This window comes from Micromonospora sp. NPDC005163, from assembly GCF_053599835.1.
The window spans coordinates 1-20,782 of record NZ_JBSFYP010000033.1; the positions used below are offsets into that span (position 1 = coordinate 1).

A 20,782-nucleotide genomic window follows, 5' to 3' on the forward strand; every position below is an offset into this window, starting at 1 on the left:
CCATCCGTAGCATCATCGTGCGGGCGTGGAAGCACTACCGGTGGGACACCCGACCCCGCAGCCCTCGCATCCGATGACCTACTGGCGGACGCTCTAAGTGGACTTCGCAGGCTATGACCCCGCCGGGGGACGGCCGAGCCGGGGAATCGTCTCCGCGAAGATCGTCGTCGCGGGCGGCTTCGGCGTCGGTAAGACGACGCTGGTCGGGTCGATCTCCGAGATCACACCGCTGACGACGGAGGCGGTGATGACCGCGGCCGGTGTCGGCATCGACGATCCGTCCAAGGTGCCGGGCAAGGAGACCACCACGGTCGCCATGGACTTCGGCCGTATCACCATGGCGCAGGACCTGATTCTGTACCTCTTCGGCACCCCCGGCCAGACCCGGTTCTGGTTCATGTGGGACGAGATCATCCGGGGTGCGGTGGGTGCGGCCGTGTTGGTGGACACCCGCCGGATCACGGACGCCTTCGCGCCCCTGGACTACTTCGAGAACCGCAACCTGCCGTACGTGGTGGCGCTGAACCGGTTCGACGACGCTCCCCAGTACGAGCTGGAGGAGGTCCGCGAGGCGCTGGCCATCTCGCCGCAGGTGCCACTGGTGATGACCGACGCCCGGCACCGGGAGTCGGTCAAGCAGGTGCTGGTGACGGTGGTCGAGCACGCCATGCTCCGGCTCGAGGCCGAGCACGGCCGGGGATTCGCCACGCCGGTCGGCTGACCCGGGGCGGCCGGCCGGCACACGCCGGCCGGTCGCGAGGCGTCAGTCGACCCGGAGCCGGTAGCCGCGCTTGACCACGGTCTGCACCACGCGGGGGGCGTGCAGGCCGGCCCGGAGCCTGGCCACGGCCATCTCCACCGCGTGCTCGTCCGCGCCCCGGGGCAGGGTTCGCAGGAGCGCGGTACGGGACAGCACCCGGCCGGGGGACTGGGCCAGCGCACGCAGCACCGCCATCGGGGCGGGGGCGAGCGGGCGCAGCTCGCCGTCGATCATCGCGGCGTGTCCGCGCAGGGTGAGCAGGTGCCCACCGGCCTTGAACGTCGTCGTCCGGCGGGGCAGCTCGTCGACGATGGTCCGTACCAGCGCGCCCAGCCGGGCCCGGCCCGGCGCGCTGACCGGCACCCCGAGCCGTAGCAGCGGCTCGGCGGTCACCGCGCCGACGCAGCTGGCCAGCACGTCGCCACGGAACGCGGACAGCACGGCGTCGGTACGGTCGCCGGCCGTCCGCAGCAGCGCCTCGGCCGCCGGTGCCGAGGTGAACGTCACCGCGTCCACCAGCCGGCCGGCGATCAGGTCGACCAGCCGGTGCAGCGGCGCCGGGTCGGTCGGCGGTGCCCAGCGGTAGACCGGCACCTCGATCACCGTGGCCCCGGCGGCCTCCAGCGCGAGCGTGCAGTCCGGCTGCCGCTCGCCGTGCAGCTGCATGGCGATCACCTGCCCGGCCACCCCGCGCCGCCGCAGGTGGTCGACGACCTCGTCGCAGCTCTCCGAGGCGGGCGACCACTGGTCGTGCAGCCCGGCGGCGCGGATCGCGCCGCGTGCCTTGGGGCCTCGGGCCACCACGTACGACCTGGCGAGCACCGAGCGCAGTGGCTCGGCCAGCCCCCAGCCCTCGGCAGCCTCCAGCCACCCGCGCATGCCGATGCCGGTGTTGGCCATCAGGATGTCCGGCGGCCGGTCCAGGCAGGCGCGGGTCGCCTCGCGCAGCTTGGTGTCGTCGGACAGCGGCACGATGCGCAGAGCCGGGGCGAGGACCACCCGGGCACCTCGGCGTTCGAGCAGCGCGGCCAACTCGTCGCGCCGCCGGTCGGCGGTCACCCCGATGGTGAAGCCGGCCAGTTCCTCCCGCATCAGGCCTCCTGTCGCAGCCGCACCTCGACCAGCCCGTCCCGGCAGCGCACGTCGTGCCGGGCCACGGCCACCCCGGGCAGGTCGAGGCAGCGACCGGTGCGCAGGTCGTACACCTGCTTGTGCAGCGGCGAGGCAACCGTCGGCGCCGCGCCGCGGCTGCCCACGATGCCCCGGGACAGCACGTACGCGCCGGTGACCGGATCGTGGTTGTCGATGGCGAACAGCCCGTCCGTGGTCCGGAAGAGTGCCACCTGCACGCCGTCGACCAGGGCGGCGACGCCGCGGTCGGGCTCCAGCCGGTCGAGCCGGCAGATCCGGGTCCAGGTCAGGGTGGCGGTCCCGCTCATCGCCGTACCTCCGGCAGGCCCAGTGCCACGGGCTGCCGCCGCCGGCCGGTGTCGGCCGGTTCCCGTTCCCGACGGTCGTCGCCCGGGGTGGCGGGCGGCGGACCACCGCCCGCCGGCACCGGCTGGCCGCGCTCCAGCGCGAAGGTGATCGACGGGTCGGGTACGTCCGGCGCGTTGACGAAGGAGGTGAACCGGCGCAGCCGCTCCGGGTCGTTCAGCACGTCCCGCCACTCGTCGGAGTACGACGCGACGTGCCGGGCCATCGCCGCGTCGAGGTCGGCGCAGAGCCCCAGCGAGTCGTCGACGATGACCGACCGCAGATGGTCGAGGCCGCCGTCCATCGCCTCGATCCAGGCGGCGGTGCGTTGCAGCCGCTCGGCGGTGCGGATGTAATACATCAGGAACCTGTCGATCAGCGAGATCAGCGCTTCGGTGGACAGGTCGGAGGCGAACAGGTCGGCGTGCCGGGGCCGGAAACCGCCGTTGCCGCCGACGTACAGGTTCCAGCCGGTCTCGGTGGCGATCACGCCGAAGTCCTTGCCGCGCGCCTCGGCGCACTCCCGGGCGCAGCCGGAGACCGCCGACTTGATCTTGTGCGGGGCGCGTAGCCCCCGGTAGCGCAGCTCCAGCGCGACGGCGAGCCCCACCGAGTCCTGCACCCCGTACCGGCACCAGGTCTCGCCGACACAGGACTTCACCGTGCGCAGCGCCTTGCCGTACGCGTGGCCGGACTCGAAGCCGGCATCCACCAGCCGCCGCCAGATCTGCGGCAGCTGCTCCACCCGGGCTCCCAACAGGTCGATCCGCTGACCACCGGTGATCTTCGTGTAGAGGCGGAAGTCCCGGGCCACCTCGCCGATGACGATCAGCTTCTCCGGGGTGATCTCCCCGCCGGGGATCCGCGGCACGACGGAGTAACTGCCGTCGCGTTGCAGGTTGGCCAGGAAGTGGTCGTTGGTGTCCTGTAGCGACGCCTGCTCGCCGTCGAGCACGTGCCCCGCGCCCAGCGAGGCGAGGATCGACGCCACCACGGGCTTGCAAATGTCGCAGCCGCGTCCCCGGCCGTGTTCGGCGACCAGCCGGGAGAAGGTGCGGATGCGGCGTACCCGGACGATCTCGAACAGCTCGCGCCGGCTGGCGTCGAAGTGCTCGCAGAGCGCGGTGGACTGCGCCACGCCGGCCGCGTCCAGGAGCTGCTTCAGCATCGGCACGCAGGAGCCGCAGCTGGTGCCGGCCCTGGTGCACGCCTTCAGTGCCGACACGTCCGCGCATCCACCGGCGATGGCGGCGTCCACGTCGCCCCGGGTCACCGCGTTGCAGGAGCAGACCTGGGTGGCGGCGGGCAGCGCGCCGGCGTCCGCGCCGCCGTCCGGCGCGAGCAGCGCCAGCGGAGCGGCCGGCAACGGGCCACCGACGCTGGCCCGCAGCGTCGGGTACGCGCTGGCGTCACCGACCAGCACACCACCGAGCAGGGTGCGCGCGTCGTCGGAGAGGACCAGCTTGGCGTAGACCCGGGTGGCCGGGTCGGTGAACGTGACATCCAGGCAGCCCGGGGTCACGCCGTGCGCGTCGCCGAACGAGGCCACGTCGACGCCGAGCAGTTTCAGCCTGGTGGCGGTGTCCGCGCCCGGGAAGGTCGCCGCACCGCCGAGGAGCCGGTCGACCACCACCTCGGCCGTGGCGTACCCCGGGGCGACCAGCCCGTGGCAGGTGCCGTCGACCGCCGCGCACTCGCCGACCGCCCAGATCCGCTCGTCGGCGCTGCGGCAGGTCGCGTCGACCAGCACCCCGCCGCGCGGACCCAGCGGCAGGCCGGCGGCCCGGGCCAGTTCGTCCCGGGGCCGGATGCCGGCGGCCACCACCACCAGTTCGGCCTCCACCGTGCGGCCGTCGGAGAGGTCCAGCGCGGCGACCGCGCCGTCCGGACCGGGCCGGATCGCGGTGGTGGCCACCCCGAGGTGGGTCCGCACGCCCAGCTCCTCGACGTAGCGGCGGAGCATCGCGCCGCCGGCCGGGTCCACCTGCACCGGCATCAGCCGGGGTGCGAACTCGACCACGTCGGTGCTCAGGCCGAGCAGCCGCAGGGCGTTCGCCGCCTCCAGCCCCAGCAGCCCGCCGCCGATCACCGCGCCGGCCCGCCGGCCCCGCGCGTACGTCCGGATCGCCACCAGGTCGTCGAGGGTGCGGTAGACGAAGACCCCGGGCAGGTCCGCGCCGGGCACCGGCGGCACGAACGGGTACGACCCGGTGGCCAGCACCAGCGCGTCGTACCGGTGTTCGCCGGTGGCCGTGCTGACCACCCGCCGCTCGCGGTCGATCGCGGTGGCCGGCTCGCCCAGGCGTAGCCGCACCCCGTCGTGCGGGGTGTGCAGGTTCAACGCGTCCGCGTCCACCCCGTCGAAGAAGGCCGAGAGTCGCACCCGGTCGTACGCGGGTCGGCTCTCCTCGGCGAGCACCGTCACCCGCCAGCGCCCGCGCGGGTCGCGGGCCCGCAGCGCGTCCACGAAGCGCTGCCCGACCATGCCGTTGCCGATGACGACCAGATCGCCGTCGTTCATCGTGTCACCTCCACGGAGTCCGCCTGGGAAAGCCAGTCGACGATGCCGGCGACGGCGTCCCGACAGCCGCCGCAGCCGGTTCCGGCCCGGGTCGCCGCCAGCACGGCGTCGACGCTCCGGGCGCCGGAGCGCCAGCAGCTCACCAGGGCGCCCTTGGTCACGGTGTTGCACTGGCAGACCGTGGCCGCGTCCGGCATCAGCGCCGGGGACGCGGCCGGTGCCGCGCCGGCGCTGCCCGAGGCCCGGCCCAGCAGCAGTGACCGCCGGTCGGCCGGGACCGGCTGACCCCGGTCGAAGAGCTGGATCACGGTGCCGATCGTCGGGTTGTCGCCGATCAGGATCGCGCCGGTCAGCCGCTCGTCGCGGATCCGCAGCCGGGCGTACGTGCCCCGGGTCGGGTCGCTGAAGGTCAGTTCCTCACCCGGACCACCGCCGGTGGCGTCGCCCATCGCGGCCAGGTCGACACCGGCCGCCTTGAGCCGGGTCACCGCCGGCCGGGGCCGGTACCGGGCCAGCGGCTCGGCACCGCTGAGCACCTGGGCCAGCACCCGTGCCTGGGCCCAGGCGGGGGCGACCAGCCCGGTGAGTGTGTCGTCGTGCTCGGCGCAGTCGCCGATCGCGGAGATCCGCCGGTCGCTGGTGCGCAGCCGGTCGTCCACGACCACGCCGCGACGCACGTCCAGGCCGGCGTCGGCGGCGAGCGTGGTGTCGGGGCGTACCCCGCAGGAGAGCACCAACAGGTCGGCGTGGAGCGACCGGCCGTCGGCCAGGTCGAGGCGGACGCCGGTCGAGTCCGCGGCCACGCCGGTCGCCGGCACGGCCAGCTGGATGGTGACGCCCAGGCCGGTGAGCGTGTCGGCGAGCACGCCGCCGGCCATCGGGTCGAGCTGCCGTTCCATCAGGTGCCCGGTGGGGTGGACCACGGTGGTCGCCAGCCCCCGGGTGGCCAGCCCGCGGGCGGCCTCCAGGCCGAGCAGTCCGCCGCCCAGGACCAGCGCGCTGCGCGCGCCGCCGGCCACCCGGAGGATCCGCCGGCAGTCGTCCAGGGTGCGGAACGGCGCCACCCGGCGCGGCAGCTCCCCGGTCAGGCCGGGCAGCGGCGGCACCATCGCCCGGCTTCCGGTGGCCAGCACCAGGTGGTCGTAGCCGATCCGGTCGCCGTCGGCGGTGTGGACCGTCCGGCCGGCCCGGTCGATGCCGGTCACCGGCACGCCGGTGCGCAGGTCGCTGCTGTGCCTGGCGGCCTCGGCCAGCTCCACGTCCTGCTCGCCGATCCGGCCGGCCAGCAGCGCGGAGAGCATGATCCGGTTGTACGCCCGGTGCGGTTCCGCCCCGAGCACGGTGACCTTCCGGTCGCCGGCGCGGGCGTGCAGCTCGGCGGCGAGCCGTGCGCCCGCCATCCCGTTGCCGACGACCACCACGCGCTCGGTCATGCCCTCTCCACCCGCACGGCGCAGATCTTGAACTCGGGCATGCCGGAGATCGGGTCCACCGCGTCGTTGGTGACCGAGTTGGCCCGGGCGGGGCCCGGCCAGTGGAACGGCGCGAAGACGGTGTCCGGCCGGATGGTCGGGCTGAGCCGGGCCGGCGCCCGCAGCTCGCCCCGCCGGGAGGTGACCCGTACCGGCTCACCGTCGCCGATGCCGAGCCGGGCGGCCAGGTCGGGGTGCAGCTCGACGAAGGCGTCCGGTGCGGCCAGACGCAGCGCGTCCACCCGGCGGGTCTGGGTGCCGGACTGGTACTGGGCGAGCACCCGGCCGGTGGTGAAGTGCAGCGGGTACTCGTCGCAGACCGGCTCGGCGGCGGGACGGTGGTCCACCGGATGGAACCGGGCCCGCCCGTCCGGGGTGGCGAACCGGTCGGTGAAGAGTCGTGGCGTGTCCGGCCCGTCCTCGGTGGGGCAGGGCCAGAAGACACCGTCGGCGGCGTCGATCCGGGACCAGCTGATCCCGGCGTAGTCGGCCGGCCCACCGGCGGAGGCCCGCCGCAGCTCCGCGAAGACGGCGGCCGGGTCGGTCGGGAACCGGGCCACCGCGGCGCCGGTCGGCACCTCTGTCGGCTCGGCGGCGGCCAACCGGGCCGCCAGGTCGGCGAGGATGGCCAGATCGGTACGGACGCCCGGCGGGGGAGGGCGGAGCGCCCGTCGGCGCAGCACCCGGCCCTCCAGGTTGGTCATGGTGCCGTCCTCCTCGGCCCACTGCGCGGTGGGCAGCACCACGTCGGCCAGCGCGGCCGTCTCGGACAGCAGCAGGTCGGCCACGACCAGCAGATCGAGCTCCCGCAGTCGGCGTTCGACGTGGGCCGCCCGGGGTGCGGACACCACCGGGTTGGAGCCGAGCACCAGCAGCGCCCGTGGCCCGCCCGGGGTGCCGAGCGAGTCGAGCAGTTGGTACGCCGGCACGCCCGGGCCGGGCAGCTCGTCGGCCGGTACGCCCCAGACCCCGGCGACGTGCTCCCGTGCGGCCGGGTCGTCGATGCGCCGGTAACCGGGCAACTGGTCGGCCTTCTGCCCGTGCTCCCGTCCACCCTGGCCGTTGCCCTGGCCGGTCAGGCAGCCGTACCCGGAGCCGGGGCGGCCGGGTAGCCCGAGGGCGAGTGCGAGGTTGACGTACGCGGTGACGGTGTCCACGCCCTTGGCGTGCTGTTCGGCGCCGCGCGCGGTGAGGATGATCGCCCGTCCGGCGGTGCCCAGAGCCCGGGCGGTCGCCTCCAGGTCGGCCACCGGCACGCCGGAGAGCTGTTCCGCGCGGGCCGGCCACCAGGCCGCCACGCTGCGCCGGACCGCCGCGAAGCCGGTGGTCCGCTCCCCGACGTACGCCCGGTCGACCCAGCCCTCGGTGAGCGCGATGTGCAGCAGCGCGTTGGCCACCGCCAGGTCGGTGCCGGGCAGCGGTTGCAGGTGCAGGTCGGCCTGGCGTGCGGTGGCGGTGGCCCGTGGGTCGACCACGATCAGCCGGCCGCCGTTGCGGCGCTGCTCGGTCAGCCAGCGGACCAGCGGCGGCATGGTCTCCGCCGGGTTGGCGCCGACCAGCAGCAACGTGTCGGCCCGGCCCAGGTCGGCGAGGGGGAACGGCAGCCCGCGGTCGACGCCGAAGGCACGTAGGCCGGCGGCAGCCGCCGAGGACATGCAGAACCGTCCGTTGTAGTCGATGTGCCGGGTGCGCAGCGCGACCCGGGCGAACTTCCCCAGCGCGTAGGCCTTCTCGTTGGTCAGTCCGCCGCCGCCGAACACGGCGACCGCGTCCCGGCCGGACTCGGCCTGGACGGCGCGGATGCCGGTGACGATCCGTTTCAGCGCGGCGTCCCAGCTGGCCGGGCGCAGCTCGCCGCTGGCCGGGTCGCGCAGCAACGGGGTGGTCAGTCGTTCGGGGTGGTCGAGCAGCTCGGCGGCGGTCCAGCCCTTCTGGCACAGCCCGCCCCGGTTGGTGGGGAACTGCCGGGGGAGCACCGTCACCCCGTCGGGCTCCTCGCGCAGCAGCATGCCGCACTGGAGCGCGCAGTACGGGCAGTGCGTGGCAACCTCGCGGGGCGGGAACCCCGGTGGAGTTGCCGACCGTGCACCGTCTGTCATGTCGGCAAAGCGTGCCGTCGGGCGGTTTCCGGTCCGGGTCCCTTCTGTTTCGGTCCTGTCAAGTGGGGCTCACACCGCACCGAGGCAGGGGACGCGATGGCGGGGCGACGCCCTCGGCCTAGAATATGAGAAACCTGTCTCGATAATTGGGAGGGCGCGATGAGCGTGGCGGACGCCTTCGACGCGGTGGCGGGCAGCTACGACGCGGCACGCCGACGGTTGGTCCCCTGCTTCGACTCCTTCTACGGCACGGCGGTGCAGGTGGCCGCGCCCCCGCTGCGGGCCGCGCAGGCGGCCGGGCGTACCCCGGAGGTGCTGGACCTGGGCGCGGGCACCGGCCTGCTCTCGTTGCTGCTCGCCGCCGCGGTACCGGGGGTGCGGCTGACCCTGGTGGACGCCGCGCCGGCGATGCTCGCCCGCGCCGCCGACCAGCTGCACGTCCGGTCCGTGCCGCACCGGACGGTCCGGGCCGACCTGGCCGACCCGCTGCCGACAGGCCGGTACGACGCGGTGGTCAGCGCGCTGGCGATCCACCACCTGGCCGACACCGGCAAACGTGCCCTCTACCGGCGGGCCGCCGCCGCGCTGGTGCCCGGCGGGGTGTTCGTCAACGCCGAGCAGGTGGCCGGCCCGACCCCGACTCTGGACCGGCGCTACGACGAGGTGTGGACCGAGCGGATCACCGAGCTGGGCTCGCCCTCCGAGGAGATCGCCGCCGCCCGGGAGCGGATGCGGCACGACCGACCGGCGACCGTCGCCGACCAGTGCCGGTGGCTCACCGAGGCCGGCCTGGTCGATGTCGACTGCTACTTCAAGGAATGGCGCTTCGCGGTGTTCGGCGGTCGGGCGACCGGCGCCGGGCGCTGACGCGGTCCGACCAACGCCGGAATGTACGTTTCGACGCCAATGGTGACCTGCCCGGTCGCGAGGATGACTGACGGTCATACCGATGGGTAGTCTCACCGGCATGACTGCCAAGGTGACCCTGTCGTTCACAGACGAGACGATCGAGGAGGCCCGACGGTTCGCCAAGCGCGAGGGCCTGTCGCTCTCCGCGTGGATGGACCAGGCCGCCCGGGAGAAGGCGCTGCGTGAGGTCTTCACCGCACACGCCGCCGCGGTGAACCGCGCTGGCCTGGATCTGGAATCCGCCGCCCTCGCCGACGCGCGCGAGGTGGGCATGGTCGACGACCTGCTCTTCCGCGGCCGGCCGCGTGCTGCGTAGGGGTGAGGTCTGGCGCATCGAGGGCGCCCGGGAACGCCTCGGACTCGTGATCAGCTCGGACGTCTACAACTCCACCGACGTGCCCATCGTGATCGTCGTCGAGGTGGTCGAGGAGTCGCTGCTGCGGGACTCCCCGCTCGCCGTGTCGATGGGCCGGTACGTGGTGATGCCCGACCGGCTCTCCTCGCCGATGAAGAAGTGGTTCACCGAATGCGTGGATGTCGCCGACACCGACACCATGCTCCGGGTCGGCCGCGCGCTGCGCATCCTCCAGGAGCTCTGACCACCGCCGCTACCCGTCCGGCCGTCGCCGGGCGGGTCTCACCGTCGCCGCCGGCCTGCGGTGCGGCCCTCGTTTCCGCGCCGACCCGCGACGGGCACTGCCCGGTAACCCGGCGTTCCTAGCGTTCCCCCTGGTCACACCGACGAGGAGGAGCCGCAGTGAGCACGCTCACCAGCACAACCGCCCCACCCGCCGCCGCCGGGCGCCGGCACGAGCTCGCCGACTGGCGGCCCGAGGACCCCGACTTCTGGCGTACGACGGGCGCGCCGATCGCCCGGCGCAACCTCTGGGTCTCGATCTTCGCCGAGCACGTCGGCTTCTCGGTGTGGAGCCTCTGGTCGGTGACCGTGCTCTTCCTCGGCCCCGAGTACGGCATCGACCCGGCCGGCAAGTTCCTGCTCACCGCGGTGCCAGCCGCGCTGGGCGCGGTGCTGAGGCTGCCGTACACGCTGGCGGTGGCCCGCTTCGGCGGACGACGGTGGACCATCGTCAGCGCGCTGCTACTGCTGGTGCCCGCCGTGCCGATGGCGGTGCTGCTGGAGCCGGGCGTCTCGTACCCGACCCTGATGGTGCTGGCCTGTCTGACCGGGGTCGGCGGCGGCAACTTCGCCTCCTCGATGGCGAACATCAACCTGTTCTATCCGCAGCGGCTCAAGGGCCGGGCCCTCGGGCTCAACGCCGGTGGCGGCAACCTGGGCGTACCCGCGGTGCAACTGGTCGGGCTGACGGTGCTGGCCACCGCCGGGGCCGCGTACCCCCGGCTGGTGCCGGCGGTCTACCTACCGCTGATCGTGCTGGCCGCGCTGGCGGCAGCCCGGTGGCTGGACACCGTCCCCGGGGCCCGGAACGAGCCCGGCGCGCTGCGCGAGGCGGCCCGCGACCCGCACACCTGGATCATGTCGGTGCTCTACGTCGGCACCTTCGGGTCGTTCATCGGGTTCGGCTTCGCCTTCGGCCAGGTGCTCCAGCTCCAGTTCGCCGAACGCTTCCCCACCCCGGTCGACGCCGCCGGGCTGACCTTCCTCGGCCCGTTGGTCGGCTCGCTGATCCGGCCGCTGGGCGGGCACCTCGCCGACCGGCTGGGCGGAGCCCGGGTGACCTTCTGGAACTTCGTGGCGATGGCGGCCGGCGCCGGAACCGTCCTGTACGCGGCCCGGGAGCGGTCGTTCGTGCTCTACCTGGTGGGTTTCCTCGCCCTGTTCGTCTTCTCCGGCGTCGGCAACGGCTCCACGTACAAGATGATCCCGGCGATCTTCCGGGCCCGGGCGGCGGGCGCGGTGGCCGACGGCCGGTGCGATCCGGTGGCCGCCGCCCGCTGGGCCCGCCGGATGACCGGCGCGCTGATCGGCATCGCGGGAGCCGTGGGCGCCTCCGGCGGACTGCTGGTCAACGTCGCGTTCCGCCAGTCGTTCCGCACCACCGGCACGGCCGACGCCGCCTACCTCGCGTTCATCACCTGGTACGCGTTCTGCGTCGCGGTGACCTGGCTCGTCTACCGTCGGCGGGGGGCGGCCCGACTGGCCGGCGTGTGAGCTGTGCCATGATGGGCCGTGTCGGCACGCGCGACCGTACCCCCGTTTTGACCTGCTGATGGGGCGCCGGGTATCGTTGCCTGCTGTTGTACGACATCCAGAGGCGTGCCCTATCAGGTACGCTTGGTCGTTCGTGCGCGCTGGTCCGGCCTGCAAGATCTGGTCACCTCGGCGCGCGACCCCAGACCGACGACGAGACAAGGTAGACCTGTGCGTACGTACAGCCCGAAGCCGGGTGAGATCGAGCGTCAGTGGCACGTCATCGACGCCTCTGATGTCGTGCTGGGCCGCCTGGCCACCCACGCCGCCACGTTGCTGCGTGGTAAGCACAAGCCGACTTTCGCGCCGCACGTCGACACGGGCGACTTTGTCGTCATCGTGAACGCGGGCAAGGTTGCGCTGACCGGCAACAAGCGCCAGACCAAGATCGCCTACCGCCACTCCGGTTACCCGGGTGGTCTGAAGCAGATCGGCTACGAGGAGCTGCTGACCAAGCGCCCCGAGCGGGCCATCGAGCTCGCCGTGAAGGGGATGCTCCCGCACAACAAGCTCGGCCGTCAGCTGATCAAGAAGCTGAAGGTCTACGCCGGTGCCGAGCACCCGCACCTCGCGCAGCAGCCGGTGCCGTTCGAGATCAAGCAGATCGCGCAGTGAGCGCGGGCGAAGGAAGCAGCATGACCGACATCACCGAGACCGAGGTTGCCCCGGAAGCCCCCGAGGCCACCGAGGCGCCGGCGCCCGTCGCCCGCGCGCCTCGTGGTGACCGGCCGATCCAGACCGTGGGCCGCCGCAAGGAGGCCATCGTCCGGGTCCGTATCGTCCCGGGCACCGGCAAGATCACCTGCAACGGCCAGGACCTCGAGGCCTACTTCCCGAGCAAGGTGCACCAGCAGCTCATCAAGGACCCGCTGGTCACCGCCGAGAAGCTCGAGCAGTTCGACGTCATCGCCAACCTGCGTGGCGGCGGCACCACCGGGCAGGCCGGTGCGCTCCGGCTGGGCATTGCCCGCGCGCTGATCATCAACGAGCCGGACGACCGCCCGGCCCTGAAGAAGGCCGGCTTCCTCACCCGGGACGCCCGGGTCAAGGAGAGCAAGAAGTACGGCCTCAAGAAGGCCCGTAAGGCTCCCCAGTACTCGAAGCGCTGATCTTCGCCAGCGCCTTGTACTTCTGACGGACGGCCGGTCCGCCTCCCCTCGAACGGGGAGGTGGGCCGGCCGTTCCGCTTTCTCCTCATTGGCAGTGCTCATCGGAAGTTGGCGGGTATGGGTCGGTTGTTCGGCACGGACGGCGTACGCGGGCGGGCAAACGCGGATCTCACCCCGGAGTTGGCGCTCGCGCTCGCGGTGGCCGCCGCGCACACTCTCGCCGAGACGGACCGCAGCCATCCGCCGCTCGCCGTGGTCGGCCGGGACACCCGGGCCAGCGGCGAGATGCTGGAAGCGGCCGTGGTGGCCGGGCTGACCAGCGCCGGCGCCAACGTGGTGCGGGTCGGCGTGCTGCCCACTCCGGCGGTCGCGTTCCTCACCGCGGAGGCCAAGGCCGACCTCGGGGTGATGCTCTCCGCGTCACACAACCCGATGCCGGACAACGGCATCAAGCTCTTCGCCGCCGGCGGGCACAAGCTGCCCGACGAGATCGAGATGCAGATCGAGGCGGCCGTCGAGACGAACGCCACCACCGCCTGGGACCGGCCGATCGGCGCCGGTGTCGGCCGGGTGCACGACCTGCTCGACGGCGCCGACCACTACGTCCAGCACCTGGTCGGCACCGTGCCGCACCGGCTCGACGGGATCAAGGTCGTGGTCGACTGCGCCAACGGCGCCGCCGCCGAGGTCGCCCCGGTCGCCTACCGGGAGGCCGGCGCGGAGGTCGTGGCGATCCACGCCGAGCCGGACGGGCTGAACATCAACGACGACTGCGGCTCGAACCACATCGAGGCGCTGCGAGAGGCCGTCGTCGAGCACGGCGCCCACCTGGGCATCGCCCACGACGGCGACGCCGACCGCTGCGTGGCGGTCACCGCCGACGGCGACGAGGTCGACGGCGACCAGGTGATGGCCATCCTCGCGCTCGCCATGCGGGACGCCGGCACGCTCACCCAGGACACCCTGGTGGCCACCGTGATGAGCAACCTCGGGCTGCGGCTGGCGATGTCCGCCGAGGGCATCCGGCTCATCGAGACGAAGGTCGGCGACCGGTACGTGCTGGAGGAGCTGCGCGCCTCCGGGCTGGCGCTCGGCGGTGAGCAGAGCGGCCACATCGTCATGCCCGCGCACGCCACCACCGGCGACGGAGTGCTCACCGGCCTGCACCTGATGGCCCGGATGGCGGACACCGGCCGATCCCTGGCCGAGTTGGCCTCGGTCGTCACCAAGCTGCCCCAGGTGCTGATCAACGTGCCGGTCGGCGACCGCACCGTCGGCGCCGCCGCGCCGGCCGTACGCGCCGAGGTCGAGCGGGCCGAGGCGGAGCTGGGCGAGACCGGTCGGGTGCTGCTGCGCCCGTCGGGCACCGAGCTGCTGGTCCGGGTGATGGTCGAGGCGGCCACCGAGCAGACCGCCCGCTCCGTCGCCGAGCGGATCGCGGAGCAGGTCCGCACCGCCAGCCCGGTCGGCTGAGGCCGCCACCCGGCGGCCTCACCACCGCAGTTGAGCCGCCCGCTCGTACGTGTCGGCGGGGTCCTCGCCGTCGGTGAGGTCGAGGTCCTCGACCATGCTGCCGTCACCGAGCCGGACCAACCGGTCGCAGCGGGCCGCGATCGACCGTTCGTGGGTGGCCAGCAGGATCGTCATGCCGTGCCGCTCCCGCAGGTCGAGCAGCAGGTCGAGGATCTGGGCGCTGGTGGTCGAGTCGAGGTTGCCGGTGGGCTCGTCGGCCAGCAGCAGCCCGGGCGCGCCCATCAGCGCCCGAGCGATGGCGACCCGCTGCTGCTCGCCACCGGACAGCTGCGCCGGCATCGCCCGCTCCCGTCCCGCGAGGCCGACCGCGTCGAGCAGCTCACGGGCCCGGGTCGCGTGGTCGGCCCGGCCGCGTTGCGGCAGCACCGGGGTGATCACGTTGTCCAGCACGGTCAACGCGGGCAGCAGGCGGTAGCGCTGGAAGACGAACCCCACCCGCTGCCGGTACCGGGCCAGCGCGGTGCGGCGCAGCGCCGTGATCTCCACGTCGTCGACCGTGATGGTGCCGCTGTCGGCCTGCTCGATGGCGCCGATCAGGTGCAGCAGGGTCGACTTGCCGGAGCCGCTGGGACCGGTCAGTGCCACGACCGACCCGGCCGTGATCTCCAGCGAGACGTCGTCGACCGCGGTCAGCCGCTCGGCTCCGGTGCGGAACTGCCGGGTCAGCCCGAGGGTCCGGACCGTGCTGCCCGTCGTTGCCTCCATCGTCACTCCTCTGCGAGTAGCCGTGCGGTCGGGAGCCGGCGCAGCAACGCGGCCGGCACGAGCGCCGCGAGACAGGTGACCAGCACCCCGACGAGCGCCACCGCGGCGGCGACCAGGACCAGGGCGCTCGGCAGGCCACCGACCAACCAGGCGGCCCCGGCGAGCCCCAGCCCGGCGCCGGCCACCGCCCCGAGCGCGCCGATGAGGAGCCCTTCGTAGCCCACGAGGCGGCCCAGCGCGGCGTCCGTCCAGCCGACCGCGCGCAGGGTGGACAACTCCGCGGCGCGGTCCCGGACGTTCAGGTACAGCACGTCGGCGACGGCGCCCGCGCCGAGCAGGACGGTGACGACCGCGGCCAGGGTGTCCGCGCCCCGCACGTTCAGCGAGACGGTGTCACCGAGCAGGCTGCCGACGATCGCGCCGCGGAAGGCGTAGGCGGCGGCGCTGACCAGGGTGAGCGCGGCCAGCCCGATGGCCAGCGCGCCCGCCCCGAGCAGGGTGCGCCCGGGCGTGCGGACCACATTGGACAGCGCCAGCCCGAACAGGCCGCGGGGCCGACGTACCCAGCGGGCCGGGGCCACCAGCGGTCGCAGGGCGGCGGCCGGGTGGGCGCCCGCGGCCCGCAGCGCCGGGACCAGGCCCGCCACCAGCGCCAGCAGCAGAGCCACCGGTACGGCGAGCACCGCCTGACGCCAACCGATCCCGATGTCCAGCGCGGCGGCCAGGGGGAACGCCAACCCCAGGGCGAGCAGGCCGGCGGCCAGCCCCAGCGCGGCCACCTCGCCGAGGACCAGCGCCGCGATCCGACGGGCTGACCAGCCCAGGCAGGCGAGCACCGCCAGCTCGCGGCGCCGGTCCCGGACGGCGGCGGACACGGCGTTGCCGAGGAACAGCCCGCAGACCACCAGCACCAGCCCGAACAGCACGAGGCTCTTGCGGTCGACGGCCTTGGTGATGACCGACGCCACCCCGAGGGCGGACCACGGCTCGGTGAGCCGCAGCTCGGGCCGGCCGAACGAGCCCGCCGGCAGCTCCACGGTCTGCGGGGCGGGAGACGAGCCGAAGGTGAGATCGACGTCCAGCCCGGTCGTGTCGGCGATCCGCTCGGCGATGAGCCGGACCCGCTCGGCGGACCGGTCGGTGTAGCCGTCGACGCCGGCGACCCGGACCCGGATCGCGCTGATCGGCGCTGTTCGGGTGGGGGTGGCGTCGTCCGCCAGCAGCTTCGGCACCGCAGTCAGGCTGGTGAGCATCAGCGGCGGCGAGGAGAGGTAGCCCGCCGGGTTTCCGCTCGGCTCCAGCGGCCGACCGCCCAGCGCCTGGCGGCTGCGTTCGTCGGCGCCGTCGGTGCGTGGCGGCTCGTAGGTCTCCAGTGGCACCCGGGACAGGTCGCTGAACCCGCTCACCTTCTCCGGATCGAAGATGCCGACGGTCCGCCAGAGCCGGACCTGGAGGTGCGCGCCCGACGGCGGCTGAGGAAGCGCAGTCACCGGGCGGAAGCCGTTGTCGTCGGCCAGCCACGGACGGGAGCGGAAGTTGAGATCGTTCTCGCCGCCGTAGAGCGCGTGATCGAACGGTGGTCGCACGACAGCGCGGAGAGTGCCGTCGGGGAGCCGCTCGTACTCCGGTGCGCCCGCCTGAATGATCGTCTGTAAATCACCCGTGCAGCAGCCGGTCTTGGAGATCCCCTCGGCGAGCAGGTCGCGGTACCCGTCGGTCAGCGCGTACTCCTCGGTCCCGACCCCGAGCCCGGTGGCGCTGCCCAGCGTCCGCTCCAGCTCGTCGATCGGCAGCCCCGCGGGTCGCGCCTGCGGCAGCCGGGTGAGGGCGGACCGCACGGTGACGTCGAGGTAGGGACGGCTGGTGCTCAACACCGGGACCGACCGCTCGGTCACATTGGGCCCGGGAGAGGTCTCGGTGGCCGTGTCGTCGAGCCGGAGCGAGCGACCCTCGGTCACCGCGTCGTCCAGGCCGACGAGGCGCTGCTCCGCGTCGGGGTCGACCGCCGCCAGCAGGAACGGCACCGTCACCCGGTAGGTGACCACCAGTTGGTCGGTGACGACGCGTTCGGCGCGGCCGGGGAACCAGCGGTTCGCCTCGAAGCGCCCGTCGGGCAGGAGCCGGACGGTGTCGACGCTCCAGTCCTCCCGTTCGGAGGTCAGCCCACCGTTCGCCGTCCGCACGGTCAGGCGCGGGTCGCAGATCGGTTCGCTGCGTCCACCGGGGAACACCTCCCGTGGGACCTGCCCGCAATAGTCGTCGTACTTGTACGTCTTGCCGTCCGAGTACGGAGACGACGAATCGTTCACGTCGCCGCCCCACTCGGGGTAGAGCAGCGGGCGCTTGGTCACGTACACGTAGCGCGGGCTGCTGGGGGCGGTGGAGAGCCCTCGCTCGGCGGTGAAGGTGGGGTTGAGCCGGATGACCTGCTGCTCCAGCGAGGGGTCGACCGCGCTGGTCACGTCGAATCGGACCGGCACCGTCGAGGTCGAATAGCCCAGCATGGCGATCGGCGCGGCGACGTCGATGCCGGCGAGCCCCTTCACCTGCTCGTACTGCGCGGGGGTGATGCCGCCGAAGAGGCCGGAGAGGTAGTTTGGGCGGACCAGCCCGCGTTCGGCCTCGAGCGGTGTGCGCGCCCCCTTGGGCCGGACCAGGATGTCGTAGGCGGCTCGGGTGTTGCGCTCCACCGCGCCGGTGACGTCGAGGCGGGAGGTGGTGGTGGCGCCGGTCAGGACGACGAAGCCGGTGGTCGCCACCAGCACCCCCGCCAGCAGCGCCACCGACCGCCCAGCACGGCCGCGTAGCTGCCCCCAGATGAACCCCAGCATGTCGCGCCTCCCCGTGTGCCACCTCACACTCTGCGCGTTACATTGTCACAATGCAAGACCTGGTCCGGTCGGCCAGTGGAATCGGAGGAGACGGTGGCGATCCAGCACGCGGTCCTGGCACTGCTCGCACGCGGCCCGAGCTACGGCTACGAGCTGAAAGGCGCCTTCGAGGCCGCCACGGGTCCACAGTGGGGGCCGCTCAACATCGGCCACCTCTACCAGATCCTCGACCGGCTCTCCCGGGACAGCCTGGTGGTCGCCGAGCGGCAGGCCCAGCAGGTCAAACCCGACCGGGTGGTCTACCAGATCACTCCCGATGGCCGGGCCGAACTCGACCGATGGCTCAACGAGCCGAGCCCGCGCAGTGGCGGCTTCCGGGACGACTTCTTCCTCAAGGTCACCGCTGCCGCCCGATCGGGTTCCGCGCACACCGTCCGCACCGTGCTGAGCAACCAACGCGGGCACCTGCTCCGCGAGCTGCGCAACCTCGACGGGCTGCGCCGCAGGGCCGGCGACCCGGTGGTCGGGCTGCTGCTCGCCGCGGCGAGCCGGCACGTTGAGGCCGACCTCGCCTTCGTCGATGATGCCGAGGCGGTGCTGCTGGCCGACAGCGGCGCGCTGCTCGCCACCCTGGCGGTCACACCGTCGGAGATCACGGCGTCCGCCGTCGACGCCTCGCCGCCCCCGCAGGCGGACGACGCCGGACCGGCCCGCGCGGCCGGCTGACCCCACCGGTCAGTGCAGCCCGCGCAGCCGGGTGACCGCCTCGGTCAGCACCTCCGGGCGCTTGCAGAAGGCGAACCGGACCAGCCGCCGGCCGGCCTCCTGGTCGTCGTAGAAGACCTGGGTGGGCACGGCCACCACGCCGCAGCGCTCCGGCAGCGAACGGCAGAACTCCACCCCGTCCCGACCGCCGAGGGCGGTGACGTCCGCGGTGACGAAGTACGTGCCCTCCGGCACCAGCACCTCGAACCCGGCGTCGGTGAGGCCGCCGACGAGCTGGTCACGGCGCTGCTGGAGCCCGTCCCGGAAGCCGGTGTAGTAGTCGTCGGGCAGGGCCAGCGCCACGGCGACCGCGGGTTGCAGCGGGGCGGCGTTGACGAAGGTGAGGAACTGCTTCACCCGCAGCACCGCCGAGACGAGCGCCGCCGGACCACTCACCCACCCGACCTTCCAGCCGGTGCACGAGAACGTCTTGCCGGCCGAGGAGATGCGCAAAGTCCGCTCCCGCATCCCGGGCAGGCTGGCCAGCGGCACGTGCGGGCTCGACGCGTCGGTGAAGACCAGGTGCTCGTACACCTCGTCGGTGACCGCGTACGCGCCGTACTCCTGGCACAGCTCCGCGACCAGTGCCAGCTCGGCCCGGGTGAAGACCTTGCCGGTGGGGTTGTGCGGCGAGTTGAGCAGCACCAACCGGGTGCGTGGGCCGAACGCCGCGCGCAGCTCGGCCGGGTCGAAGGCGTACCGACCATCGGCCGCGGGGCGCAGGGTGACCGGCCGCCGGACCGCGCCGGCCAGCGCGATCGAGGCGGCGTACGAGTCGTAGTACGGCTCGAAGCAGACCACCTCGTCGCCCGGCTCGCACAAGGCGAGGATGCTGGCCGCGATCGCCTCGGTCGCGCCCGCGGTGATCACGATCTCGCCGTCCGGGTCGTACGCCAGGTTGTGGAACCGCCGCTGGTGGGCCGCGACCGCCGCGCGCAGGGCGGGGATCCCCGGCCCGGGCGGGTACTGGTTCTGCCCGCCGCGCAGCGCCTCGGCCGCGGCGGCCAGCATCTCCGGTGGGCCGTCGGTGTCCGGGAAGCCCTGGCCGAGGTTGACCGCCCCGGTCCGTACGGCGAGGGCGGACATCTCGGCGAAGATCGTCGTGCCGAACGGCCGCATCCGGGCCACCAGCGGGTCGACATCGGTGCTCGTCGTCACCTGCGCCAGCCTACGGGCACCCGCGGGCCGAACCCCAGCCTCAACAATCCGTTTCGAAACATGATCGACTCGAGATCGTTGATATCGGGGTGTCAGCGGCATCCCGATACCGCGGTATCGCTGATCCCGTGTCGATCAAGCGAGAGCCTCACTCCGCCGTGCAGGTGGTCCGCCAGTAACCGCGGGTCTTGTCGACGACCGGCTTGCCGGTGCCGGTGACCGTGACCGTGCAGTCGAGAGGTCCTTGATATTCGATGTCGGGCCAGGTGGCTTCCACCATCACCCGGCTCCGGCCGTTGGTTCGGATGGTGGTGCGCCACGGCAGCTTCACGTCGTCGACGTGGATGAGGTCGCTCTCGGCGTCGTAGTACGAGATGTCGGCCTCGCCCGCTCCGGTGACCTCGTAGACCACCGTCACCGGGGCCGGCCCGGAGGTGGGGCGTGTGATCGGCTTCTTGGTGGGGGTGGGCGCGACGGCCGTTGGTCCGGCGGTGGGCGGCTCGGCCGTGGGCGTGGTCCGGCCGTCGTCGGGAACGACGTACGGCTCTCCGGCGATCGGATCCGGGGTGGACGCTTCGAGCAGCAGGCCGGCCCCGCAGGCGCAGCCGCAGACGGCCAGCACCAGCGTCACGACGATCGCGATCACGATCCCGACGACCCGACCGGTGCCCGTGGAGGCGCTGCTGGCCGGTGGGTGCCCGGGGTGGGTGTAGGGCGGCGGATAGCCCGGCACCGGCCATCCCTGGGGTGTCGGCTGGCCGGCGCTCGGCGGCCAGTCCGCGGGCGGCTGCGGCGTGGACGTCCATGGCGGGGTGGGGGGTGCGGGCGTCCACGGCGCGGCGGACGGATCGGGCGTCCATGGCGGGGTGGGCGGGGGCGGTGCCCACGACGGGGTCGGTGAGGTTGGCGTCCACGGTGACGGTGGCGCCCATGGTTGCCCCGGAGCCAGTGGGTCCGGCGCTGGCAGCGGTGCCGACGGGGTCCACGAGTGCGGTGCGGTGGGGTCCGGTGGGAGGCCGCCACCCGGGGCGGCCGATGGTTCCGGTGCCGCCGAGCCGCCGGGAGACGGATCCGAGGGCGGCGTCGGGGACGGGTCGGGCGGGGGCGCGTCGGACATGGCTGCTCCGGGCGGGAGTGGGTATGGGTCGAGCGAGCCGCGGAGAGGACCCGCCGCACCCGCCGAGAGACTTTCGTACCCGGGAAAGCCTCGCAACCCCGTCGCGCCGGGCACGCCCCGAGCGGACCGGGGTGGCTCGTCCCGTTGTTACCCACCA

At 73.4% G+C, this 20,782-nt stretch carries 17 protein-coding genes and 2 pseudogenes; 9 read left to right on the top strand and 10 right to left on the bottom strand.

What is annotated here, in order from left to right; all coding sequences use genetic code 11:
- The first annotated feature begins 97 nt into the window (after positions 1-97).
- The gene (locus tag ACWD6N_RS22105) at positions 98-721 is read left to right on the top strand and encodes a GTP-binding protein (protein ID WP_354964765.1); all 624 of its coding nucleotides are present in this window, start codon (positions 98-100) and stop codon (positions 719-721) included.
- A 42-nt stretch (positions 722-763) separates the two neighbouring features.
- On the opposite strand, the gene ACWD6N_RS22110 is transcribed toward ACWD6N_RS22105, so the two are convergent.
- From ACWD6N_RS22110 to ACWD6N_RS22135, 6 genes and pseudogenes are all read right to left on the bottom strand, one after another.
- The gene (locus ACWD6N_RS22110) at positions 764-1,852 is read right to left on the bottom strand and encodes a uroporphyrinogen-III synthase (RefSeq protein ID WP_354964764.1); all 1,089 of its coding nucleotides are present in this window, start codon (positions 1,850-1,852) and stop codon (positions 764-766) included.
- Positions 1,852-2,199 carry a nitrite reductase small subunit NirD gene (gene nirD / locus ACWD6N_RS22115; protein WP_354964763.1) on the bottom strand — a complete coding sequence of 116 codons (348 nt, stop codon included), beginning with the start codon at positions 2,197-2,199 and terminating at the stop codon, positions 1,852-1,854. The genes ACWD6N_RS22110 and nirD overlap by 1 nt, the downstream gene beginning before the upstream one ends.
- Positions 2,196-4,757: a nitrite reductase large subunit NirB gene (nirB, locus tag ACWD6N_RS22120; protein WP_387327820.1), complete on the bottom strand. Its 2,562-nt coding sequence runs from the start codon at positions 4,755-4,757 to the stop codon at positions 2,196-2,198. The genes nirD and nirB overlap by 4 nt, the downstream gene beginning before the upstream one ends.
- The gene (locus ACWD6N_RS22125) at positions 4,754-6,190 is read right to left on the bottom strand and encodes an FAD-dependent oxidoreductase (RefSeq protein ID WP_354964761.1); all 1,437 of its coding nucleotides are present in this window, start codon (positions 6,188-6,190) and stop codon (positions 4,754-4,756) included. Before ACWD6N_RS22125 ends, nirB begins: the two co-directional genes overlap by 4 nt.
- Positions 6,187-6,768 (bottom strand): annotated as a pseudogene (locus ACWD6N_RS22130) (molybdopterin oxidoreductase family protein); the annotation flags it as partial. The pseudogene ACWD6N_RS22130 and the gene ACWD6N_RS22125, both read right to left, overlap by 4 nt.
- A gap of 60 nt (positions 6,769-6,828) precedes the next feature.
- A pseudogene (locus ACWD6N_RS22135) lies at positions 6,829-8,328 on the bottom strand (molybdopterin oxidoreductase family protein); the annotation flags it as partial.
- Between the two features lie 159 nt (positions 8,329-8,487).
- On the opposite strand from ACWD6N_RS22135, the gene ACWD6N_RS22140 reads away from it, so the two are divergent.
- The 7 genes from ACWD6N_RS22140 (at position 8,488) to glmM (ending at position 13,989) form a co-directional block, all read left to right on the top strand.
- The gene (locus tag ACWD6N_RS22140) at positions 8,488-9,195 is read left to right on the top strand and encodes a methyltransferase domain-containing protein (protein WP_354964759.1); all 708 of its coding nucleotides are present in this window, start codon (positions 8,488-8,490) and stop codon (positions 9,193-9,195) included.
- A 100-nt stretch (positions 9,196-9,295) separates the two neighbouring features.
- Entirely contained in the window at positions 9,296-9,553 is a 258-nt protein-coding gene (locus ACWD6N_RS22145) for a DUF6364 family protein (RefSeq protein ID WP_354964758.1), read from the top strand.
- Positions 9,543-9,836 carry a hypothetical protein gene (locus tag ACWD6N_RS22150; protein ID WP_354964757.1) on the top strand — a complete coding sequence of 98 codons (294 nt, stop codon included), beginning with the start codon at positions 9,543-9,545 and terminating at the stop codon, positions 9,834-9,836. Before ACWD6N_RS22145 ends, ACWD6N_RS22150 begins: the two co-directional genes overlap by 11 nt.
- Before the next feature lie 158 nt (positions 9,837-9,994).
- Positions 9,995-11,368: a nitrate/nitrite transporter gene (locus tag ACWD6N_RS22155; RefSeq protein WP_354964756.1), complete on the top strand. Its 1,374-nt coding sequence runs from the start codon at positions 9,995-9,997 to the stop codon at positions 11,366-11,368.
- A gap of 210 nt (positions 11,369-11,578) precedes the next feature.
- Positions 11,579-12,022 carry a 50S ribosomal protein L13 gene (rplM, locus tag ACWD6N_RS22160; RefSeq protein WP_074314528.1) on the top strand — a complete coding sequence of 148 codons (444 nt, stop codon included), beginning with the start codon at positions 11,579-11,581 and terminating at the stop codon, positions 12,020-12,022.
- A 20-nt stretch (positions 12,023-12,042) separates the two neighbouring features.
- The gene (gene rpsI, locus ACWD6N_RS22165; RefSeq protein WP_053653862.1) at positions 12,043-12,516 is read left to right on the top strand and encodes a 30S ribosomal protein S9; all 474 of its coding nucleotides are present in this window, start codon (positions 12,043-12,045) and stop codon (positions 12,514-12,516) included.
- A 117-nt stretch (positions 12,517-12,633) separates the two neighbouring features.
- Entirely contained in the window at positions 12,634-13,989 is a 1,356-nt protein-coding gene (gene glmM / locus ACWD6N_RS22170) for a phosphoglucosamine mutase (RefSeq protein WP_354964755.1), read from the top strand.
- A gap of 18 nt (positions 13,990-14,007) precedes the next feature.
- Here the strand turns inward: glmM and ACWD6N_RS22175 are convergent, their stop codons facing one another.
- Both ACWD6N_RS22175 and ACWD6N_RS22180 read right to left on the bottom strand, forming a co-directional pair.
- On the bottom strand, positions 14,008-14,754 hold the full coding sequence (locus ACWD6N_RS22175) for an ABC transporter ATP-binding protein (protein WP_387327815.1): 747 nt from the start codon (positions 14,752-14,754) through the stop codon (positions 14,008-14,010).
- Positions 14,755-14,756: 2 nt separating this feature from the next.
- Complete coding sequence (locus ACWD6N_RS22180; protein ID WP_354964753.1) at positions 14,757-17,585, bottom strand: FtsX-like permease family protein; 2,829 nt, start codon at positions 17,583-17,585, stop codon at positions 14,757-14,759.
- Between the two features lie 75 nt (positions 17,586-17,660).
- Here ACWD6N_RS22180 and ACWD6N_RS22185 point away from each other — a divergent pair, with 75 nt between their 5' ends.
- Positions 17,661-18,311 (top strand): PadR family transcriptional regulator, encoded by a 651-nt coding sequence (locus ACWD6N_RS22185; RefSeq protein ID WP_354964752.1) that lies wholly within the window; start codon positions 17,661-17,663, stop codon positions 18,309-18,311.
- A 9-nt stretch (positions 18,312-18,320) separates the two neighbouring features.
- Here ACWD6N_RS22185 and ACWD6N_RS22190 read toward each other — a convergent pair whose 3' ends face one another.
- Together ACWD6N_RS22190 and ACWD6N_RS22195 are read right to left on the bottom strand one after the other, a co-directional pair.
- Positions 18,321-19,508 carry a pyridoxal phosphate-dependent aminotransferase gene (locus tag ACWD6N_RS22190; protein WP_354964751.1) on the bottom strand — a complete coding sequence of 396 codons (1,188 nt, stop codon included), beginning with the start codon at positions 19,506-19,508 and terminating at the stop codon, positions 18,321-18,323.
- A gap of 148 nt (positions 19,509-19,656) precedes the next feature.
- Positions 19,657-20,241, bottom strand: a complete 585-nt coding sequence (locus ACWD6N_RS22195) for an MmpS family transport accessory protein (RefSeq protein ID WP_354964750.1) — start codon at positions 20,239-20,241, stop codon at positions 19,657-19,659.
- Between the last annotated feature and the right edge of the window lie 541 nt (positions 20,242-20,782).